The 17,686-nt window shown below is 56.9% G+C and carries 16 protein-coding genes; 5 read left to right on the top strand and 11 right to left on the bottom strand.

What is annotated here, in order from left to right:
• Positions 1-284 precede the first annotated feature (284 nt).
• Genes NHH03_RS13995 through NHH03_RS13985 form a run of 3 tightly spaced genes read right to left on the bottom strand, consistent with a single transcriptional unit; the run spans position 285 to position 2,577 of the window.
• Positions 285-485: a hypothetical protein gene (locus tag NHH03_RS13995; protein WP_253157103.1), complete on the bottom strand. Its 201-nt coding sequence runs from the start codon at positions 483-485 to the stop codon at positions 285-287.
• A gap of 48 nt (positions 486-533) precedes the next feature.
• Positions 534-1,889 (bottom strand): outer membrane protein assembly factor BamB family protein, encoded by a 1,356-nt coding sequence (locus NHH03_RS13990; protein ID WP_253157101.1) that lies wholly within the window; start codon positions 1,887-1,889, stop codon positions 534-536.
• 55 nt (positions 1,890-1,944) lie between these two features.
• Positions 1,945-2,577, bottom strand: a complete 633-nt coding sequence (locus NHH03_RS13985; protein WP_253157099.1) for an RNA polymerase sigma factor — start codon at positions 2,575-2,577, stop codon at positions 1,945-1,947.
• 425 nt (positions 2,578-3,002) lie between these two features.
• Here NHH03_RS13985 and NHH03_RS13980 point away from each other — a divergent pair, with 425 nt between their 5' ends.
• From NHH03_RS13980 to NHH03_RS13970, 3 genes are read left to right on the top strand one after another with little or no spacing between them, the layout of a single operon-like run.
• On the top strand, positions 3,003-3,635 hold the full coding sequence (locus NHH03_RS13980) for a sigma-70 family RNA polymerase sigma factor (RefSeq protein ID WP_253157097.1): 633 nt from the start codon (positions 3,003-3,005) through the stop codon (positions 3,633-3,635).
• A gap of 17 nt (positions 3,636-3,652) precedes the next feature.
• Positions 3,653-6,352 (top strand): serine/threonine-protein kinase, encoded by a 2,700-nt coding sequence (locus tag NHH03_RS13975; protein ID WP_315861453.1) that lies wholly within the window; start codon positions 3,653-3,655, stop codon positions 6,350-6,352.
• An 11-nt stretch (positions 6,353-6,363) separates the two neighbouring features.
• A complete protein-coding gene (locus NHH03_RS13970) occupies positions 6,364-7,656 on the top strand; it encodes a PQQ-binding-like beta-propeller repeat protein (RefSeq protein ID WP_253157095.1) in 1,293 nt (430 codons plus the stop codon).
• Positions 7,657-7,663: 7 nt separating this feature from the next.
• Here the strand turns inward: NHH03_RS13970 and NHH03_RS13965 are convergent, their stop codons facing one another.
• Both NHH03_RS13965 and NHH03_RS13960 read right to left on the bottom strand, forming a co-directional pair.
• Positions 7,664-9,169 (bottom strand): RtcB family protein, encoded by a 1,506-nt coding sequence (locus NHH03_RS13965; protein WP_253157094.1) that lies wholly within the window; start codon positions 9,167-9,169, stop codon positions 7,664-7,666.
• Positions 9,170-9,315: 146 nt separating this feature from the next.
• A complete protein-coding gene (locus NHH03_RS13960) occupies positions 9,316-9,927 on the bottom strand; it encodes a DNA-3-methyladenine glycosylase (protein WP_253157092.1) in 612 nt (203 codons plus the stop codon).
• A gap of 12 nt (positions 9,928-9,939) precedes the next feature.
• On the opposite strand from NHH03_RS13960, the gene NHH03_RS13955 reads away from it, so the two are divergent.
• Together NHH03_RS13955 and NHH03_RS13950 are read left to right on the top strand one after the other, a co-directional pair.
• Complete coding sequence (locus tag NHH03_RS13955) at positions 9,940-11,178, top strand: amidohydrolase family protein (RefSeq protein ID WP_253157090.1); 1,239 nt, start codon at positions 9,940-9,942, stop codon at positions 11,176-11,178.
• Positions 11,179-11,305: 127 nt separating this feature from the next.
• Positions 11,306-12,571 (top strand): radical SAM protein, encoded by a 1,266-nt coding sequence (locus tag NHH03_RS13950; RefSeq protein ID WP_253157088.1) that lies wholly within the window; start codon positions 11,306-11,308, stop codon positions 12,569-12,571.
• On the opposite strand, the gene NHH03_RS13945 is transcribed toward NHH03_RS13950, so the two are convergent.
• The 6 genes from NHH03_RS13945 to NHH03_RS13920 form a co-directional block, all read right to left on the bottom strand.
• Positions 12,568-13,794, bottom strand: coding sequence for a hypothetical protein (locus NHH03_RS13945; protein ID WP_253157086.1), 1,227 nt, complete (start codon positions 13,792-13,794; stop codon positions 12,568-12,570). The two genes, NHH03_RS13950 and NHH03_RS13945, sit on opposite strands and share 4 nt — an antisense overlap.
• Positions 13,791-14,369: an RNA polymerase sigma factor gene (locus tag NHH03_RS13940; protein WP_253157083.1), complete on the bottom strand. Its 579-nt coding sequence runs from the start codon at positions 14,367-14,369 to the stop codon at positions 13,791-13,793. The genes NHH03_RS13945 and NHH03_RS13940 overlap by 4 nt, the downstream gene beginning before the upstream one ends.
• A gap of 6 nt (positions 14,370-14,375) precedes the next feature.
• A complete protein-coding gene (locus tag NHH03_RS13935) occupies positions 14,376-14,900 on the bottom strand; it encodes a DMT family transporter (RefSeq protein WP_253157082.1) in 525 nt (174 codons plus the stop codon).
• Positions 14,897-15,355, bottom strand: coding sequence for an aspartate 1-decarboxylase (gene panD / locus NHH03_RS13930; protein WP_253157081.1), 459 nt, complete (start codon positions 15,353-15,355; stop codon positions 14,897-14,899). The genes NHH03_RS13935 and panD overlap by 4 nt, the downstream gene beginning before the upstream one ends.
• Entirely contained in the window at positions 15,352-15,726 is a 375-nt protein-coding gene (locus tag NHH03_RS13925) for a response regulator (RefSeq protein ID WP_253157079.1), read from the bottom strand. The genes panD and NHH03_RS13925 overlap by 4 nt, the downstream gene beginning before the upstream one ends.
• The coding region (locus NHH03_RS13920) for an outer membrane protein assembly factor BamB family protein (RefSeq protein WP_253157077.1) at positions 15,723-17,686 on the bottom strand (1,964 nt) is incomplete at its 5' end. The genes NHH03_RS13920 and NHH03_RS13925, both read right to left, overlap by 4 nt.

Here is a 17,686-nt window from a genome sequence, read left to right as displayed (position 1 = left end):
ATACCAGGGGAAAGGGGTTTTTAACGACGTTGACGCTTCGGGTGAACCAGCGGCGGATGATTGATGAAAGCTCAGGACCCGCTACTCATCCACCTCAACTGATGGCCGTTTGACTTTGTTGGCGGACACGAATTTCGCCCCTGCTCTCGGCACCCTTCCGGCAGTCTTGTGCTACCGCTGGACATGGCATTCACTTGACACGCATTGGGTGGAACGCCTCAATACAGACACGCTAAAGCGTGAACTCCAACGGTGACTGGCGGCCCGACCGGGACTCTGTGGGCCTAGACGATCAGTCGTGCCGACTCGATCGCGCATTGTGTGCCATAAACATGACAGTGGCGTTCATCGGTCGGGGATGCAGCGGTCGTTGGGATGGTTCTTTGTTGGCTGCAAAGTCCGGCTGACTTCACTGATTCGCAGATGCCGCAGGCGTTGTACGCCTGCGGCAATTCTTCGTCGTCTGCGTCGATTGCGATCGGCATTGCCGCTGAAGTTGCGCACGAGTGATTCTCAAAGCTTGCCCGGCGCAATTATTGCGAGAGACAATATAGATGTTTTTCGCCGCGGAGGTACATCTCGTTGCCGATGATCGCTGGTGAAGCATCGATTGCTTCGCCGAGATTGTTGGTCGCAATCACTTCCAATTCGGGCCCACGCTTGATCACCACGGTGGTCCCTTCGCGGCCGGTGAAGTAGATCCGATCGGCGGCGGCAACGGGCGAGGCGTAGACGGAACTGATCCCCGGTAGCCGCTGCTGACCGATCAAGACTTCACCGTTGGATGCATCCACCGACGACACGATGCCCTCGCGTGATTTTGTGAAATACAAAGTGCCTTTATAAAGAGCCGGTGAGGCGACATAGGGCGCGGCATCGCTGCGAGACCAGACGAGTTGGTCGGATTGGTTGACGTCGCCTTTGGCATCCAACCCGATGGCTTGAATCGCATAGCCGCGATAACCGGTCATGCAGATCACCATGTCCTTGAAACGAACCGGACAAGCGATCGGATTGGACGCTTGGCCGTCGCATTCCCACAACAATTCACCACTGGCGAGATCGTAACTGCGGACGCGTGTGCCGTTGAGGATGACTTGGGTTCGATCTTTGTAGGTCGTGATCAACGGCGTCGCCCAAGTGGTCAGTTCGTCCCGATCCGTTTTCCAGATCGGTTCGCCTGTGCTGGCATCCAATGCAGCCACATACGATTGGCCTTCATGGTCCCAAGGAACGACCAGGGTGTTTTCATGCAACGCCGGCGAACTGCCTTCGCCAAAACTATTTCGCGTTTGCATTTCGCCCAACTCACGCTTCCAAATTTGGTTTCCCTGCATGTCCAGACAAAAGATTCCGCGAGAACCAAACGAAACCCAAATTCGTTTCCCATCGGTCAGCGGTGATGCGGATGCAAAGGTGTTGGTCGCGTGGCCGGCTTCGTGCGGCACCTGTTGAGCGAGAATCGTTTGCCACAACTGATCTCCATTGCGGCGATCGTAACTGGACGCGATGAATTGGTGGACCTGTTTCGGTTTGGAACCGCCGCCAAAACCACGGCCGCGACGACGTCCCGATGGCTCGTCCGCGTCATCCGCTTCGGTCGTTGCGGGAACCACATTTCCGCTTGCATCGCGATCGGTTTTGACGGCCGACAGGATGATGATTTGGTTGCCCCAGATGACCGGCGTGGAACTGCCGCTTCCGGTCAGCTGCGTTTTCCATTTTACATTTTGATCGGGCCCCCAATTGACGGGCGGGTCGGCACCATCGGCGGCAGTGCCATTCTCCAGCGGCCCCCGCCAGCGCGGCCAATTCCCGGGCGCATCCTCCTGGGCAAATGAGGCTGGTGCGAGAGAAACCAGCAACAGCAACAGCAAACCGTAGCGCATGTGTGAACCTATTTCGGATCCGAGGGAAAAAATGCAACTCCGCCCGGATCCGATTCTAGCACTTCAGAAAATCAGCGGGCAAATCACAGCCGACGCGATTGGTTTCCAGCAACACCTTTAATTTTCCTTTGCCACGCACGACCAATTGCTTGACGGAATTGACGGTGGCATCCATTTGCTCCGCAGCGGCTCGGTAGCTGTAGCCACCGAAAAAGACTAGCCGAATGGCCTGCTGTTGACGGCCGCCGAGTTGGTCCAGTGCCTGCTGGACGGCCTGCTGAACCTCCAACTTGACCGCCGCAGTGGGCGGATCGGGCTCAGCCGACAAACCGAAATGAGACGGACAGCCGTCGTGCTGGATGCTGCTAAAGCGGTGAAATCGGTCCTGTCGCCGGGTCAGACTTCGGTGAGCATTGAAAACGACATTGCGTGTGATCGTGAACAACCAGGTGGTGAATTTCGCCGTCGGCTCGTAGTGATCTCGGGCACGATAGACCCTCAGGAAAACCTGTTGGGCAAGGTCCTCTGAATGAGTCTGGCAACCCAGCATTTTTGTGATTGCACGAACAACGCGACGGTGGTATTTGTCAAATAATTCTACAAACGCATCCATCTCGTTGTTTCGGATCCGTCGCATCAGCACCACATCGCAATCGTCGGAGTTCGGATAGCTTGCCGACCCAATCATGTCTAACTCGTGTTTCCGGCGGAAATACAAATCCTCACAGACTTCTAAAAACAAGACTGCTGTGGCGGAACGTGCCACAAGACTGAAAACGGAAGGAAATGAGCATTTACACCGGCACCGAGAAAGTTTCTGTAGATTGCGGATAAATCGGGTTCGGCGCAGCCAACTTTGGACGACTACTGGTACGTCAACGCCAACTTTTAGAGTCATCCACGGAAACGGGTTCCGGAACTGAAAAACCATTTCCCCCGATGGGTGCTTCGCAATTTGGGTTCCGATCCCCATTTCCGCTCAAACGAGCGACCCCAAATTCCACGTTTGACGCACCACCAGCATTGACGCCAGGGCAGAGTCCCACACTTGATCTTTTTGTGGGATCAGCGGTGTAAAAGGTCGGCAGAGTTACGTTTATAGAGAAGCAGAGAATGGCCCTCGAGGGATTCGACGACGAACTGATCGGCCGGCTCGGCGCCGGAGACGAACATGCCTTCGTCGAATTGTTCTCGCGCCACCGTCAGCGACTCAAGCGAATGCTGGAATTCCGCATGGATGGTCGGCTTCGTGGGCGTGAAGATCCCTCGGACATTCTGCAGGAGGTGTATATTGACGCACACCACCGGATGGGACACTACCTGAAACGACCGCAACTTTCGTTCTACGTTTGGCTGCGACAACTCACTATACAACGATTAATCGACGTCCATCGACGTCACTTGAAAGCCGACAAGCGAGATATCAATCAAGAGGTATCCATCAATCGAACCAATCCCGCGGCAACGTCGGCATCGCTGGCGATGCAACTGGCGGCCCATTTGGCGTCCCCCAGCCAAATGGCGATGCACGCCGAATTGGTCACATTGATCCACCAGGCTCTGGAGGAGATGGACGAAATGGACCGCGAGGTCCTGGTCCTTCGACATTTTGAGGAAATGAAAAATAGCGAGGTAGCCGAGGTGTTGGGATTGAAACCGGCCGCCGCCAGTAACCGTTACGTCCGGGCGCTTTCCCGGCTGGGAGAGATTCTCGAGACACTTCCAGGCTTTCACGACGACAATTGATTTCAGTTAGTTCCCAGATGGCAAACCAAGCGCACGATCGAAATCCCGTCGAAGTTCTAGGCGAGGAATTCATTCGCCGCTGGAGGGCAGGTGAATCCGTCTCCGCCGAACAATACGCTGCTGACCATCCCGACCATGCCGCTGAGATTCGACGTCTGTTCCGCGCGATGATCGCGATGGAACGCTTCAAAACTTGCACGCTGTCATCCTATGGATCGCAAAGCAATGCCAAGATTGAGATCGGCGATCTGAAACAGCTGGGTGATTTCCGAATCGTCCGAGAAATCGGCCGCGGCGGCATGGGAGTGGTTTACGAGGCCGACCAACAATCGCTGCGCCGCCGAGTCGCCGTGAAAGTTTTCCCCCCACAATCGCTAGCCGATGCGCGGCAATTGGAACGTTTTCAGCGCGAAGCCCAAACCGCTGCGGGGTTACACCACACCAACATCGTGCCGGTGTTCGGCGTCGGCGAATCCGACGGGTTGCACTACTTTGTGATGCAGCGGATTGATGGTGTCGCACTCGATGATTATGTGGCCAACCGCAACCGGGCGGCGCTACCCGAAGCCGCTGAAACCGAGTTGCGTCTACCCGCCGCTGAAAGCACCGTCGACAACGCGGTCCGGGGTCAATCATCGGCCACCGGGGACAGCGTTACCCGGGACAGTGCGATCGCCCCAACCGCAGATTCACCAAACCACCGGGACAGCATTCACCACACTGCTGACACAACGGCGGTTCTTCGTGGAAATCATGACTTTGGCAGTCGTTCCCACTCGCGGTGGGTGGCGGATGTGGGAACCCAAGTTGCCGAAGCGGTTGCCTATGCGCATGACCAAGGTGTGTTGCATCGCGACATCAAACCCAGCAATCTGCTGATCGACCCCAAAGGCACGATCTGGGTAACAGACTTTGGATTGGCCACGGCGTTGACCAAGGAGCCCGGCAGCGGCGACGAAGAAATTGCGGGCACGCTGCGGTACATGGCCCCGGAACACCTGAGCGGACATCAAGACACACGCGGCGACATCTATAGTCTGGGTGCGACGCTGTATGAATTGTTGACCGGTATGCCGGCCTTTGCAGAGAAGAGTCGCAGCAAACTGATCCAAAAGATTTCACGTGGGGAATTTGCACCACCGCGTGCGGTGCGTCCGGAAATCCCACGTGATCTGGAAGCGATCCTGCTTAAATCGATGGCGTTCGATCCGCATCGTCGTTACGACAGCATGCGCAGCATGCAGCAAGATCTAGAGCGTTTTAACTCGGGGCGACCGGTCAACGCGCGGCATGTCGGTTCATTGGGGCGGATGTGGCGTTGGGCAGGACGCAACCCCGCTGTCGCGACGCTCAGTGCCGCATTGCTACTCGGCGCAATCGCATCCTTTGCACTGGTCAGTTCCAAATGGCGTGAAGCGGTTGCCGAGAGTGAGCGTGCCGAAAGCAACCTGTCGTTGGCATTGGAATCAATGGATCAAATCCTAGAGCGATTTGGTTCCAGCTGGATGGCACACCCTGCGGCCACTGTGGCGGAAAACGAAACGGCCGTCTCGGGCGTCGAATTTCAAATGGCAGTGTCCGATCACAACGCCACAGTGTTAGAGAGCGCGTTGAAGTTTTATGACCAGTTTGCCCAACAGAACGCGACGAATTCACAACTGCAAAGCGAAACGGCCAAGGTGCACCGGCGTGTCGGCGACATTTACGAACGGTTGGGACAATTCGCCAAAGCGGAGTCCGCCTACCGGCGTTCACTGGCGATTTTGGAACCGAATCAATCGTCTGGTGACACCTCGTTTGCAATCGAGCGCGCCGGAACGTTAAACCAGTTAGGGCTGACGATGCTTGCGACCAGTCGCTTTCGTGAAGCCAAAACTGAATTTATCAAAGCCAAGAACATCCTCTCGGTCAACGCCTGCCGCAGCGTCCCGAAGTGCCAAGCCGAACTGGCACGGATCGACAACAATCTGGGGCAAACACAATGGTTTTTGCGAGATCGTGTGGCGGCCAAAAAAAGCCATCGCCAGGCGATCGAGATTTTGGAAAAACTGGTCCAAGAAAATCCCGACGAGACCGATTTCCAACTCGCGCTGGCACATGCCTATCGAATCTATTATCCCTTCAGCGTGTTTGGCCATGACGACATGGATCATCACGAGATCCGTGCCGGTGGGATCGCCATCCTAGAGAAATTGGTCAGCGAGTTTCCCAATGTGCCGGACTACCAGTGCGAACTGAGCGAGATGTTGATGGCGACTAGCTATTGCCGAAAGGGGACAATGGAACACGATGAACAGGTCGAACGATTGCAGCGGTCGGTTGACTTGGCTGAACAATTGGCTGCAGCGCACGTTTCAATTCCTCGCTACCGTGCCCTGCATGGGCGTTCACTCGAAGAATTGGCGAAAATTGAGGCCAAGGAGAACCGTGATCTGGCGCGCAACCATTATGATCAGGCGGTGTCGATCTACCGATCGCTGGCCCAAGACTTTGCCGACATCCCGGCCTATCACCTGTTTTTGGCCATGGCACTGAAGGACCAAGCCGAAAATTTGCGAGAAATGAATTTGATCGCGGATGCCGGTGTTGCGATCGTGGAAGCCATCAATCATCAAGAAGCGTACGTTCAATTGAGACCCGAGAGCCATTTCGGCGAAAGCATGCTCTCGCGGCTGCGATTTGAACTCGCACGAATCTCGTACACCGCCATTCCGTAAGGATTCCCCCCATGCAACTCGGTCATCCCCTCTACTCACTGCTTAAGACGGCACTCCTATCGGCCGCTTCGCTGGCGTTGGTGACAACCGCTGCGGCCGACGACAGCTGGCCAACCTTTCGTGGCACCCAACGCAGCGGCATTTCCAGCGACACCGGACTGCTGCAAGATTGGCCCGACGAGGGGCCCGAATTAATCTGGACGGCCGAAGGGGCGGGGCGAGGCTATGCCAGTTTGGCCATCGCCGACGGCAAGATTTACACACTCGGCGACGGGCTTTCGACCGCCAGTGACAAAGACGAATATTTGGTTTGCTTTGATCAAGAAACCGGAAACCAACTTTGGACGGCAAAAACCGGCGAGCCGTGGACGAGTGGAAAACCGACTTGGCAGAGCTCGCGGAGTACACCGACGGTCGACGGCGATCGCGTTTATGTGTTGACCGCACAGGGCCAATTGATTTGTTTCACCACCGATGGATCCGAAGTCTGGCGAAAGCACTTGAAAGAAGACTTGGGCGGCGAGAAAGCGGATAGCTGGGGATATAGCGAATCGGTGTTGATCGACGGCGACCGGCTGATCTGCACCCCAGGCGGCCCACAGAACACAATGGTTGCCTTGGACAAGATGACCGGCGAAACCGTTTGGACAACCGCCCGCGACGAAGACCGTGGTGCCGGTCACGCATCGGTCGTGATCTCTCAGGTCGGCGACCAAAAGGTCTATGTGCAAACGACCGGAAGTGGGGCAATGGGCGTCCGAGCGAGCGACGGAAAACTGTTGTGGACCTACGACATCAAAAAAACAACCTCGGTGATTCCGACCTCGATCGTTAAAGACGACCTGGTGTTTTTTGTCGCCGGCTACGGAACCGGCGGCACATTGATTCGCCAGGTGCCTGACGGCCAAGGCAACGTGACTGCGGAAGAAATCTATCCGACCAATCCAAAATTGGGCAACAAACACGGCGGTGTCATCTTGGTCGGTGACTATCTGTATGGAGATTCCGAAGACAGCGGGATCCCCTACTGTGCCGAACTGATGACCGGTGACGTCCAATGGAAATCACGCGGGGCAGGCAAAAAGTCAGCCAGCATGACAGCCGCCGACGGCAAGCTCTACATCCGCTTCAGTGACGGCACCATGGCCTTGGCCAAGGCCAGTCCTGACGAATACGAAGAACTGGCCAGTTTCAAAATCCCCGGCAGTGGCGATCGGCCCAGCTGGTCACACCCGGTGATCTTGGATGGCAAGTTGTACTTGCGCGAAGGCGACCAAGTGCTGTGCTACCAACTGAGGTCGTAGCGCTGCCTCAATCGTCAGCCTGGCTGGCGTCCTTGATCACGAACCGCGCCTTGAGCCGAGCGACTTCGCTGGCCAAACCGGCCGTCGTGACACTCCGCAGGACCTCATCAAAATCCTTGTATGCCGCGGGTGCCTCATCTTTGGGGTACCGGCGGCAATTGCTAAGGATGTCATGCCGATCCAGTTCCGCATCAATCGTGGCTTGATCCAACGTACGATTTGCCATTCTGCGTCCGAGAATTCGTCCGGCACCGTGATTCACGCTGTAACAGGATTTCTCGGCTCCTTCGTCGGCCACCATCACGACCGAACCGTCACGCGGGTTTCCCGGCAACAAAATGGGATGACCGGTTTGGGAAAACGGTGTCTCGGCAAGCGCATGATGACCCGCTGGGAACGCGCGTGTTGCGCCTTTGCGATGCACCCACGAAGGAACACCATCAACGATTTCTTTGCGGGCAATGTTGTGGCTAATGAAATACACCAACTCGCCTGTGGTGCCCGGCAAGACTTCTTGGAACGCTTCCAGCACCAATGCGTTGATCAGCAAATGGTTGACCGTCGCAAAGTTTGCTCCGAGCGCCATGTCGTCCAAGTAGTCGTTGGCTTCCGGTGTCCCCAGCGGTGCGTAAACCAGTTGGCGATCGCCCGCGGGCAAGGGAATCTCCCAGCGACTAAATTTGTCTTGCAGCGTTCGGAATTGTCCGGAAGCCAAGTTGTGTCCGAAGCCTCGCGATCCACAATGCGATAGAAACGCAACCTTGCCATCAAGTAGGCCAAACGTTTCAGCGACACGACGTGCCCGCGCATCGGTCCCCACCTGGACGACCTCGCATTCGCCAAAGTGATTTCCACCACCGTAGGATCCGAGTTGAGTCATCTTGTCACTGAAATTTGTCATGTTCCGCTGGGTCAACAACCAATCCATCCGCTGGCCGAGTGCATCTGAACTCTGATCGTGGCCGACATGAAACGCGTCCTCGCATCGCTGTGCCCAATGCGGTGGAATCCCCAGTTGTTGACAGACGTCGGCACTAGCGCCTTCAATCACGGTCTGCATTCCCAACGTGCGATTGACGCGGCGCCCGTTCGTGACACTGCGTTGTCCTTTACCGGCACCGGTCGGTGTCCGCTTGCAAATAGCAGCGATCAACGCACGGCGGATTTGACGCTCTTGGATCGCATGCTCCGGCACATCCATTTGCAACAGACTCATCGAGCACTTGATGTCGACACCAACGGGCCCGGGGTAAATGTGTGTCGGAGAAACCATCACACAACCAACCGGCGCACCATATCCACAGTGGGCATCGGGATTCAAAACCAATTCCGTCACGCCCGGTGCGGTCCGCGAATTGATGGCTTGCTGAAGGCACAAATCGTCAAACGTCGATCGAATTGCTTCGGTACCGATGACTTTGATGGGCGCTGTCGTTTTCGTCGGCAGGATCGCCGTCGCTTCCCCGGTGGCAACCATCGGTACAATTTCGCGACTGTCCGTTTTGGAATTCATGGCAGTGTTTCGGGAATGGGGAATGGTGTGTGTGTGCCGACTTTCATTCTTCCAACGACCGACACGCCCCGATCGCGACGGGTTCAGTCAATGATGGAGTCTTACGTCTCCACGATCCAACCCGTGGGAGTTCACGCTTCAGCGTGTCAGTCGAGCTTGAATTTTCGGCTTAGATAATTTGAGTGGGGATCGATGAAACGCAGTTTGCGGCGTTGGGCTTTGCTGATGCCGATGCGGCGGGTGGCGATGACTGTCCGTGGGGGAACGCCGCCCCCGTCAAATATCCCCAACCGTTGATCGTCAATGAAACTGCGACCGTCGTCTCGACGGTCAATCGCCAGGGCTTGGCACAGCATCGCGGGTCCCCGTGTCAATCGCCGCAGATCTTGGTGTCCGCGATGTTGTTGCATCGCAGTGATCCCCCAGACCGGTTCGATCGCTCGAATTAAAACCGCCGCGCCCCGACCAGCCGATTCGGTGACAGCGTTCATACAATAGCGTGCATGGATCGGATACACGTACAACATGCCAGGATGATCAAACATGGACGCATTGCTGGCCGTTTGACCTCGGGCCGAGTGGCTAGCCGGGTCGCGGGTGTGCAGATAGGCTTCTGTTTCGACGATCCAGCCGCCTAACCAGTTCGGCCCCTGGCGGTGCAGTAACAGTTTGCCGATTAGCTCGCGTGCGACGAGGGCTGTTGGCCGGTCGTAGAAAGCTTGCGTCAACCGATCGGTCAGGCGTGGCGTTGGCATCATTCAATTGAATTCATGAAATCATTGACCGAAAAAATCTACGCGGCGCGCTGGATTTTCCCAATCTCACAACCGCCCATCCAAGCCGGATTTGTGCGTTTGGTCGACGGCCAGGTCGCTGAAATCGGATCGCTCAAACGAGCGAAACTCTCCACAGGCGATTGCATCGATCTGGGCGATGTCGCCGTGCTACCGCGTTTGGTCAACGCGCACACACACTTGGAATTTTCCGATTGTCGCACAGTGATTGGTGATCGTGGAATCCCGTTGGCACAATGGATCGGGATGGTGATCGCAGAGCGCGGCGCGGCATCGACACAGCAACGTGCCGATGCGATTGCATCGGGATTGGCCGAATCGGTCGCCGCGGGAGTCGGGCTGGTCGCCGACATTGCAACGACACCGTCGCAGTATCCGGCGGACCAAGACGTTCAAATCATTTCCTGTGCCGAAGTGTTGGGGCTGTCTCCACCACGCGCCGAAGAGCGGTTTGCGGCTGCCCAGCGGCATGCCGAGGAACTCACCTCGGCCGATCAGATCCAGTTTGCCGTCAGTCCCCATGCGCCCTATTCGACGCCATGGGATTTAGTCCGTCGCTGTGTGCAGCTGGCCCGCAAACACCGATCTCCCCTGGCGATGCACGTCGCCGAGTCAGCCGACGAGCGTGAATTAGTGCGACACGGTTCGGGTCGGTTTGCCACCGCACTGCAAACCGCTGGGCTATGGCGCGAGGGGCTGTTTCCCTGGTCGGGGCAGCAGCCGATCGTGGATTTGATCGATTTGTTGGCCACCGCGCCGCGGGCGCTGCTGGTCCACGGCAATGATCTGAACGATGCCGAGATCGAGCGAATTGCCAGACATCCGAATTTGAGTGTCGTCTATTGCCCGCGAACGCACGATTTTTTTGGCTACCCACCGCACCCGGTCGATCGCTTGGTTGCCGCCGGAATCCCAGTGGCATTGGGCACCGACTCGCGAGCCAGCAATCCGGACCTAAGTGTCTGGGGCGAACTGCAATTTCTGTTGAATCATCGCACCGATTTGGCCCCCCAGCAGGTGCTCTCGATGGCCACGCAGGCCGGGGCAGACGCGCTGCTGGGTCCTGGTTCAGGTTTCGGCACTCTGGCCGCCGGCAGCGGGGTCGTCAGTGTGGGGGGCAGTATCCCGCTGGTCGCGGTCCCGACTCAGGCGACGACCTTGGATCAGGTTTGGCGCGACTTCGCAGACCGCGATTTACGGCCGCTGCAGCAATGAAAGGCCGTAGAACCAACCCGGATGCGATGATCCCGCTGCACTGCGGTTGATTTACAGGCATAATGACACTGACACAGCGATACAGTGCCTGCCCACGATTCCCCTCGTTCCCCCCACGTCGCCGACTATGTATTTCCGCCTGGCTTCCCGATTCCTATTCGAAACCGACAAACGTTTGCTGGCCAAAGCGGCTTGGACGTTGGGCGTGAAGGGATTGTGGAGTGTCCACAAGCACAAACGACGACTGAAACGCGGCGAGTTTTTTCCGCCGTTTCTGTATTTGTCGGTGATCAACAGCTGCAACCTGCGCTGCCAGGGTTGCTGGGTCGATGTTGCGGCTAAACAGCATCGCATCGAGTTAGACGCGGTCAACGAAACCATTCGCCAGGCCAAAGCGATGGGCAACAGTTTCTTTGGCATCTTGGGCGGCGAACCGTTCATGCACAAAGATCTGTTGAAAATCTTTGAACAGAACCGAGATGTTTATTTCCAAGTCTTTACCAACGGCCACTTCATTACCGATGAAGTCGCAGCGGAACTGAAACGACTGGGCAACGTGACCCCGTTGATCAGTGTCGAAGGCAGCGAAATCATCAGCGACCAGCGGCGTGGTCGTGAGGGTGTGTTGAACCAGACGATGCAGGGGTTGGAAACCGCGCTCAAACACAACTTGCTGGTCGGTGTCTGCACCAGCGTCTGCAAATCCAACCTGGATGATCTGGTTAGCAATCGCTGGGTCGATCGACTGATCGAGATGGGCGTGATGTATTGCTGGTACCACATCTATCGCCCGGTGGGCCCAGAATCCAACGCTCAATTGGCACTCGACAGCAGCGAGCAAAAACGTGTGCGACAGTTCGTTGTCGACACCCGGGCGACAAAACCGATCATCGTGATCGATGCCTACCATGACGATGCCGGCAATGCGCTGTGTCCGGCTGCGACTGGGTTTACACATCACGTCGGGCCTTGGGGTGATATCGAACCCTGTCCGGTGATTCAATTGGCAACCGAATCGATTCATGACAAGCGGCCATTGGCTGAAACGTTTAACGATTCAGAATTTCTGCGTGACTTCCGCTCACTGACCGCCGAACACACACGCGGCTGCGTGATCATGGAACGCCCTGATTTGTTGGTCGAATTGGCCGAGAAACACGGAGCACGCGATACCACGGCACGCGGCACCGTGATCAACGAATTGAACAGCGTGACGCCGCGGCGCAGCCAGTATCAGCCAGGTGACGAAATCCCGGAGCGGAGTTTTGTCTACCGCTGGGCTAAGAAATACGCCTTCAACGATTTCGGCACCTACACGCGACACTTTGATGCGGCAAAGTACCGTGACCCGGATCAATCCACCGACAAAACCGAACTGCCGGTGCTGCACTAACGCCACCACCGTCGTTGGCCACGTGGCGGCTGGTCCAACAACGTTTGCAATCGTTCGCCGATCATCGCACAGGCATCGTGATCGTGCAGATCAACGCCGCGGACGACTCGGCTGATCCATTCCAGCAACTCCGGTTTGTCGGCGTTGACACACTGGTCGGCGATCAGACGCATCAACCCAGTGGTGTCGCGGGCGATACGTTGGTCAATGGTCTGTGCAAATTCGTTGCTCCAGTGGCGTAGATAGCTCTGCCACCCGCTCACGCCTGATACCGCATCGATCAAGTTGACCTTGGACTGATGATCCAACACCACATTGTTGGCAATCACGCTGCCATGGGTTGCACCAATGCGGTGCGCCGAGGCCAGCGAATACGCGACGCGGACCAATGTGGCCAGGCGTTCGGTGGGATCGGTTTGCACGCCCAATTGGGAGAATTCATTGCCAAAAATCCAGGGGCGAATCACGGCCAGGTGGCCGTTGTTGATCGCCGCAATCCGTGGCGACACCCAATCCGGATGAGCAACGCTGCTGGTCAGTTCACATAAATCCAAAATCCGAGTCCGCTGCGTCCGATCCAGCGTTGCTGGCAGCGGAATCACCTTCATCGCAACGGTATCCCCACGCTGGGTATCACGTCCAAGCACCAACCAATAGCGACCCGATTCACCAAATGCGGTGGCGATGCAGCGAGCCGCCACCATCCACTCTGGCGGTTTGATCGGAATCGGGACATCGATCGAGTCGTCTTGCTGGTGATCGCTACCGGACGTCGCACGCGGCTGTGCCTGGCCGGCAACGGTCAGATCCCGCTGCAACAGGAATTGGTCCGATGACGCGTCCAGCGGTTCGCTAGGCGGCTGTTCCAGATGCACCAATTGGCGGATCGCATCGGCCAGTTGTGGAAACCGGTGAATGAAGAATGTAAGGTCCTGCTGTTCGCCCAGTTCCCGACGGACGCAAAGCTCGGCATCCAACAGGTCCAGCACACAGCTCTCGGACTGGGACAGCGCGGGGAATTGTTCCAAGTAGTGCTCGGTCAGCCTGTCGTGCCCGTCGCGCCGCTGACCAATCAGATCCACGGCCGCCAGTTCCACCAATGCCGGCAGCGAAATCGATGCCTGGTCTAGCAACTCGGATAGCGGCTCGGTGGGATGTGATTGACGACAGCTCGCTAGCCAACTGATTAGCTGGTCGGTTGATGCATTTTCTGGTGGCGTCACCGGGACTCCTGCAATCCGATTTCATCTCGCGCACGATCCAGGGCGCGGCGAACTCGCATCCGCGCGGCGTCCGGTTTGACACCCAAGCGGCGCCCGATTTCGCTCCAATCATGGCCCGCCAACATCATATCAATTGCAATCGCATCGGATTCGCCCAACATCGCCCGCACGCGGTCGGCGACCTCTTTGCGCAACGCCATTTGGCTGGGCGATGTCTGTTCACCACGCAATCGAATCTCATCGACAGGGGTCGATTCGTTGCGACGAAAATCACGACAGTGGCGTGCCAGTGTGCGAAACGTGTCAACGACTTCGTTGTCGATTGCCCGCAAGATATACGACAGGATATCATCAGCGGTCAAACGATTCGCATCGGTGCGTTTGGCCAGGTCCACCATGACCTCATTGCAAATGTCCATGGATTCGGTTTGACCGGTCAGCCCATATTGCCGCAAACGCGTTCGAGCACGGCGCCGCAATTGGCTGCCAAAGGTTTGCCAGACAGCATCCAGCGATGCGGTTTCGCGCGGGTTTTCGCGTGGGGTATCGGATTCACCGGGAGCGGTTTCTGACATCGCAGATCAACCCTCGTCATCGGGCACACTAGTCACAGCCGACTGGATTTCGGTTTGCTCCAGCCGTTTTGCCCCGACGATCGCCAACACTCCCAGCACCAACAGCAGCGTACCAATGATCCGCAGGCCCGAAATCGGCGTTTTGGGATTGCCCAGCAAACCGTAATGGTCCAGCACCAGAGCTGCGATGGTCTGTCCGGTCATCACCGCGGCAAACCAGGGCAACGATCCGATCCTTGGCACCATCAACAGCGATGTCGTGACCATCACCACACCGATCGCACCGCCGGTCCAGACCCACCAGGGAAGGTTGCCAACCGAAACGGTGAATTGGGGCGGGAATCCGCCGGTGGCCAGAGTCAGCAGCAACAAGATGCCAGTTCCGCTGGCAAATGAAATCAGCGATGCCTGCAACGGGTGCGCGACGCTTTTCCCCAGCACACCGTTGACGCTGGGCTGTGTACCGAGCAGCCCGCCGGCCAACAAGCCGATTGTGATGGCAGTCAACAGGAACGTGCTGGAGTGATTCAATGGGGTTGCTGCCGTGCCGCCGTGTCTGCCGCGGCACCTGAGGAGGGATCGGACAGAGCCGAGCTGCGCAGCTGTGGCCCGGCGATCTCCGGACCGCTGTGCGTGATCTGGTTGTGATCATCCACAAAGATCAGGCGCGGTCGGTGCTGGTGGATCTGGTCTTGGGGGACGTACGCATAGGTGGCGATGATCACGCGGTCACCGGGTTGGATCAGGTGTGCCGCTGCGCCGTTGGCGCAGACGTCGCTGGATCCCGGTTGACCGGTGATGGCGTAGGTTTCCAATCGAGTGCCACGGGTCACATTCCACACGCACACCGCTTCGTAGGCACTGATGTCAGCGGCCTCGAGCAATTGCGGCGGAATCGTAATGCTGCCTTCGTAATCGACGTTCGCTTGAGTGATCGTCGCACGGTGGATTTTAGCAGACAGCAGCTTTCGAAACGGGGCGTTCATGATCCCAGGTAGGGCTGAAGCAATGCAATGGTTCCCGGATCGCCGAGCGAGAGTTTTCCGAACCCGCGCACGCACCCGGCGTCCATCGCCGATTGCTGATGTTCTTCGTAATTGGTGACCAACATCACCGGGGTTTGGCCGAGTGTTTCGTCGGCCTTAATCATTTTCACCACTTCCATCCCGTCGGAATAGTCCCGATCGAGTTTTCGATTGACCGTGACCAGCGCAACGTCCTTCTCACGAAGCAACTTTAGTGTTTCGTCAGCGTTATGCGATTGGATCACGACGGCATCAAAGTTCGATGTCACAAACTGGCGGAGGGAATGGAAATCAGGTCCGCAGTTGCCGCAGTCGACAACAGTCTTACTCATTCGTCTTGCTTCTCAATTGCGAACAATTTGTCCTTGGTGCTGATGTAAATGCGACCATTGGCAGCGATTGGCGTGCTGTAGACGCTGCTACCCATGTTGATTTCTTCGATCGGCTCACTGTTTTCCGTGCCGAATTCAAAGATCGCGACATCGCCGTCCTCGTCACCGACATAGACACGACCATCGCTGATCAGCGGGCTGCCCCAGCTTTGTGCCAGCATGTCATAGGTGAAGTGAACTTTGGCTTGTCCATTTTCTCCGCGGGCGTCCAGACAGTGCAATAGCCCCGAGAAATCAGCGACATAGATCACGTCGTCTTTGATGGCACAGGTGCCGATGGTGCGGTGCATCTCTTCTTCAAAATCAATTTCACCGTCATCGTTGGAATCGGCCATCGAGTACTGCCACAGCGCCGCGGAGTTCGGATTGTCGACTGCGATTTCACCTTTCTCTGGCTCCACCGCTTGAATCCGTTTGGGCGGAATCTCGGTCCGACTGTCACCTTCGACTTTCATCGCCAACTGGGGCGAAACGTTGCCGCGTTTAGTCGGATCGATGCACCAGAAGTGCCCTTCGCCTTCCCCATGCTCTGGATCCTGGCCGACGGCGATGTAGACCAATTCATTGTAAATCACTGGGGTTGCGATCAAGTTGTTGCGGGTGCCTTCGCCACCAAGAACCCATTTGGATTCCTTGGGATTGCAATCGAACTTCCACAACAATTCACCTTTGCCGTCTTTGCCGGCGTCGGCTTTGAAACTGTACAACCAGCCGTCACCACCACAGAACAAGACCTGTGGAACCCCGCCTAAGACGGCAACCGTTGGGCTGGACCACTGACCGTGCAAGATGTTGGTGCCCGGCGATGCATCGCTCCACAACAGTTCGCCGGTGTTCTTGTTGACACAAATGAACGTCGGCGCGTCGGGCGCGGGAAGGTTAATGTGAGTTTCATCCAGACCGTTGCTGGTGTTGACGAACAGATAATCGCCATAGCTGGTCACGCTGCAAGAGCACATGTTGTGCTGGCTGGTGCCCAGTTCGGTCATCATGTTGTAAACCCAGATCGTGTCGGCGTCACGTTTGTCGTCGACGCCCAGTTTTTTGAACACGCTCAGATTCGGTCCCGCTTTTTTGATTTCAAACGTCCGCTCGTTGCCGTCAAAGGTGCCGGTCGCTTTCCAGGCACTGCCGTCGGTCACCGATTCGACACTGACGTCGCCGCTGACTTCTTCGCCAGCGGTTTTAAGCGCTTCGACCATTGAATCGGACAGTTTGCCGTCGGCCAATGACGCCAGGGCCGATTTACCACCGTCGCTGGCAAGCGGGATGTCGGTGACGCGAGCCGTTTCGGCTTTCACCGGTCCGTCGTCTTCGCCATCCAGAAAACCTTCGACGTCCAAGCAACGGACTTCACCGCGGTTGGTTACAAACCACAACCGATTGCCCTCGACCAGCGGGGCACAGCAAATGCCTTGCAGTGGCCAATCGTGTACACGCCCGGTGATCAATTTTTCGCTGCTGTGTTGCCACAAGAATTCACCGGTTTTTTCGTCAAACGCCAGCAGACACCCCAAGTCGACTTGAGCGGGATAGCGTTTCAGGTGGCCGGCACCGTTGTTGGTGCCGACGAACACGCGGCCATCGGCGACCACGGGGTTGCCATAGGTCTGGCTACCTAGATTCGCGTACCAAGCAATGTTTTCTGCTTTGGATTTATCCCACTCGCCGGTACGACGATCGAATTTCCCAATGTTCCACGTTTCCGGCAATCCGGTCACACCGGGGGTGTTGTTGCGCATTCGCGTTCCGCCCCACTGGGGCCAATCACCACCGGCCGACATCACGTCTTCCGGTTTGCTGTATTCGTTGACCAATGTTTCGCCGCCCTTTCCAGCGTCGACTTGGCGTTCTTCGATTTGCCGCGTTGCCGCAGGATTGTCACTGGGTTTGGCGGTGT

Origin of the sequence: Stieleria tagensis (genome assembly GCF_024129865.1) — a bacterium.
GTDB lineage: Bacteria > Planctomycetota > Planctomycetia > Pirellulales > Pirellulaceae > Stieleria > Stieleria tagensis.
This window is presented reverse-complemented; position numbering and strand designations above follow the sequence as displayed.

Excerpts from the sequence above, each read along its gene's own strand:
- NHH03_RS13995 (WP_253157103.1), bottom strand. The coding sequence starts at position 485 with ATGCCGATCGCAATCGACGCAGACGACGAAGAATTGCCGCAGGCGTAC.
- NHH03_RS13990 (WP_253157101.1), bottom strand. The coding sequence starts at position 1,889 with ATGCGCTACGGTTTGCTGTTGCTGTTGCTGGTTTCTCTCGCACCAGCC.
- NHH03_RS13985 (WP_253157099.1), bottom strand. The coding sequence starts at position 2,577 with ATGATTGGGTCGGCAAGCTATCCGAACTCCGACGATTGCGATGTGGTG.
- NHH03_RS13980 (WP_253157097.1), top strand. The coding sequence starts at position 3,003 with ATGGCCCTCGAGGGATTCGACGACGAACTGATCGGCCGGCTCGGCGCC.
- NHH03_RS13975 (WP_315861453.1), top strand. The coding sequence starts at position 3,653 with ATGGCAAACCAAGCGCACGATCGAAATCCCGTCGAAGTTCTAGGCGAG.
- NHH03_RS13970 (WP_253157095.1), top strand. The coding sequence starts at position 6,364 with ATGCAACTCGGTCATCCCCTCTACTCACTGCTTAAGACGGCACTCCTA.
- NHH03_RS13965 (WP_253157094.1), bottom strand. The coding sequence starts at position 9,169 with ATGAATTCCAAAACGGACAGTCGCGAAATTGTACCGATGGTTGCCACC.
- NHH03_RS13960 (WP_253157092.1), bottom strand. The coding sequence starts at position 9,927 with ATGATGCCAACGCCACGCCTGACCGATCGGTTGACGCAAGCTTTCTAC.
- NHH03_RS13955 (WP_253157090.1), top strand. The coding sequence starts at position 9,940 with ATGAAATCATTGACCGAAAAAATCTACGCGGCGCGCTGGATTTTCCCA.
- NHH03_RS13950 (WP_253157088.1), top strand. The coding sequence starts at position 11,306 with ATGTATTTCCGCCTGGCTTCCCGATTCCTATTCGAAACCGACAAACGT.
- NHH03_RS13940 (WP_253157083.1), bottom strand. The coding sequence starts at position 14,369 with ATGTCAGAAACCGCTCCCGGTGAATCCGATACCCCACGCGAAAACCCG.
- panD (WP_253157081.1), bottom strand. The coding sequence starts at position 15,355 with ATGAACGCCCCGTTTCGAAAGCTGCTGTCTGCTAAAATCCACCGTGCG.
- NHH03_RS13925 (WP_253157079.1), bottom strand. The coding sequence starts at position 15,726 with ATGAGTAAGACTGTTGTCGACTGCGGCAACTGCGGACCTGATTTCCAT.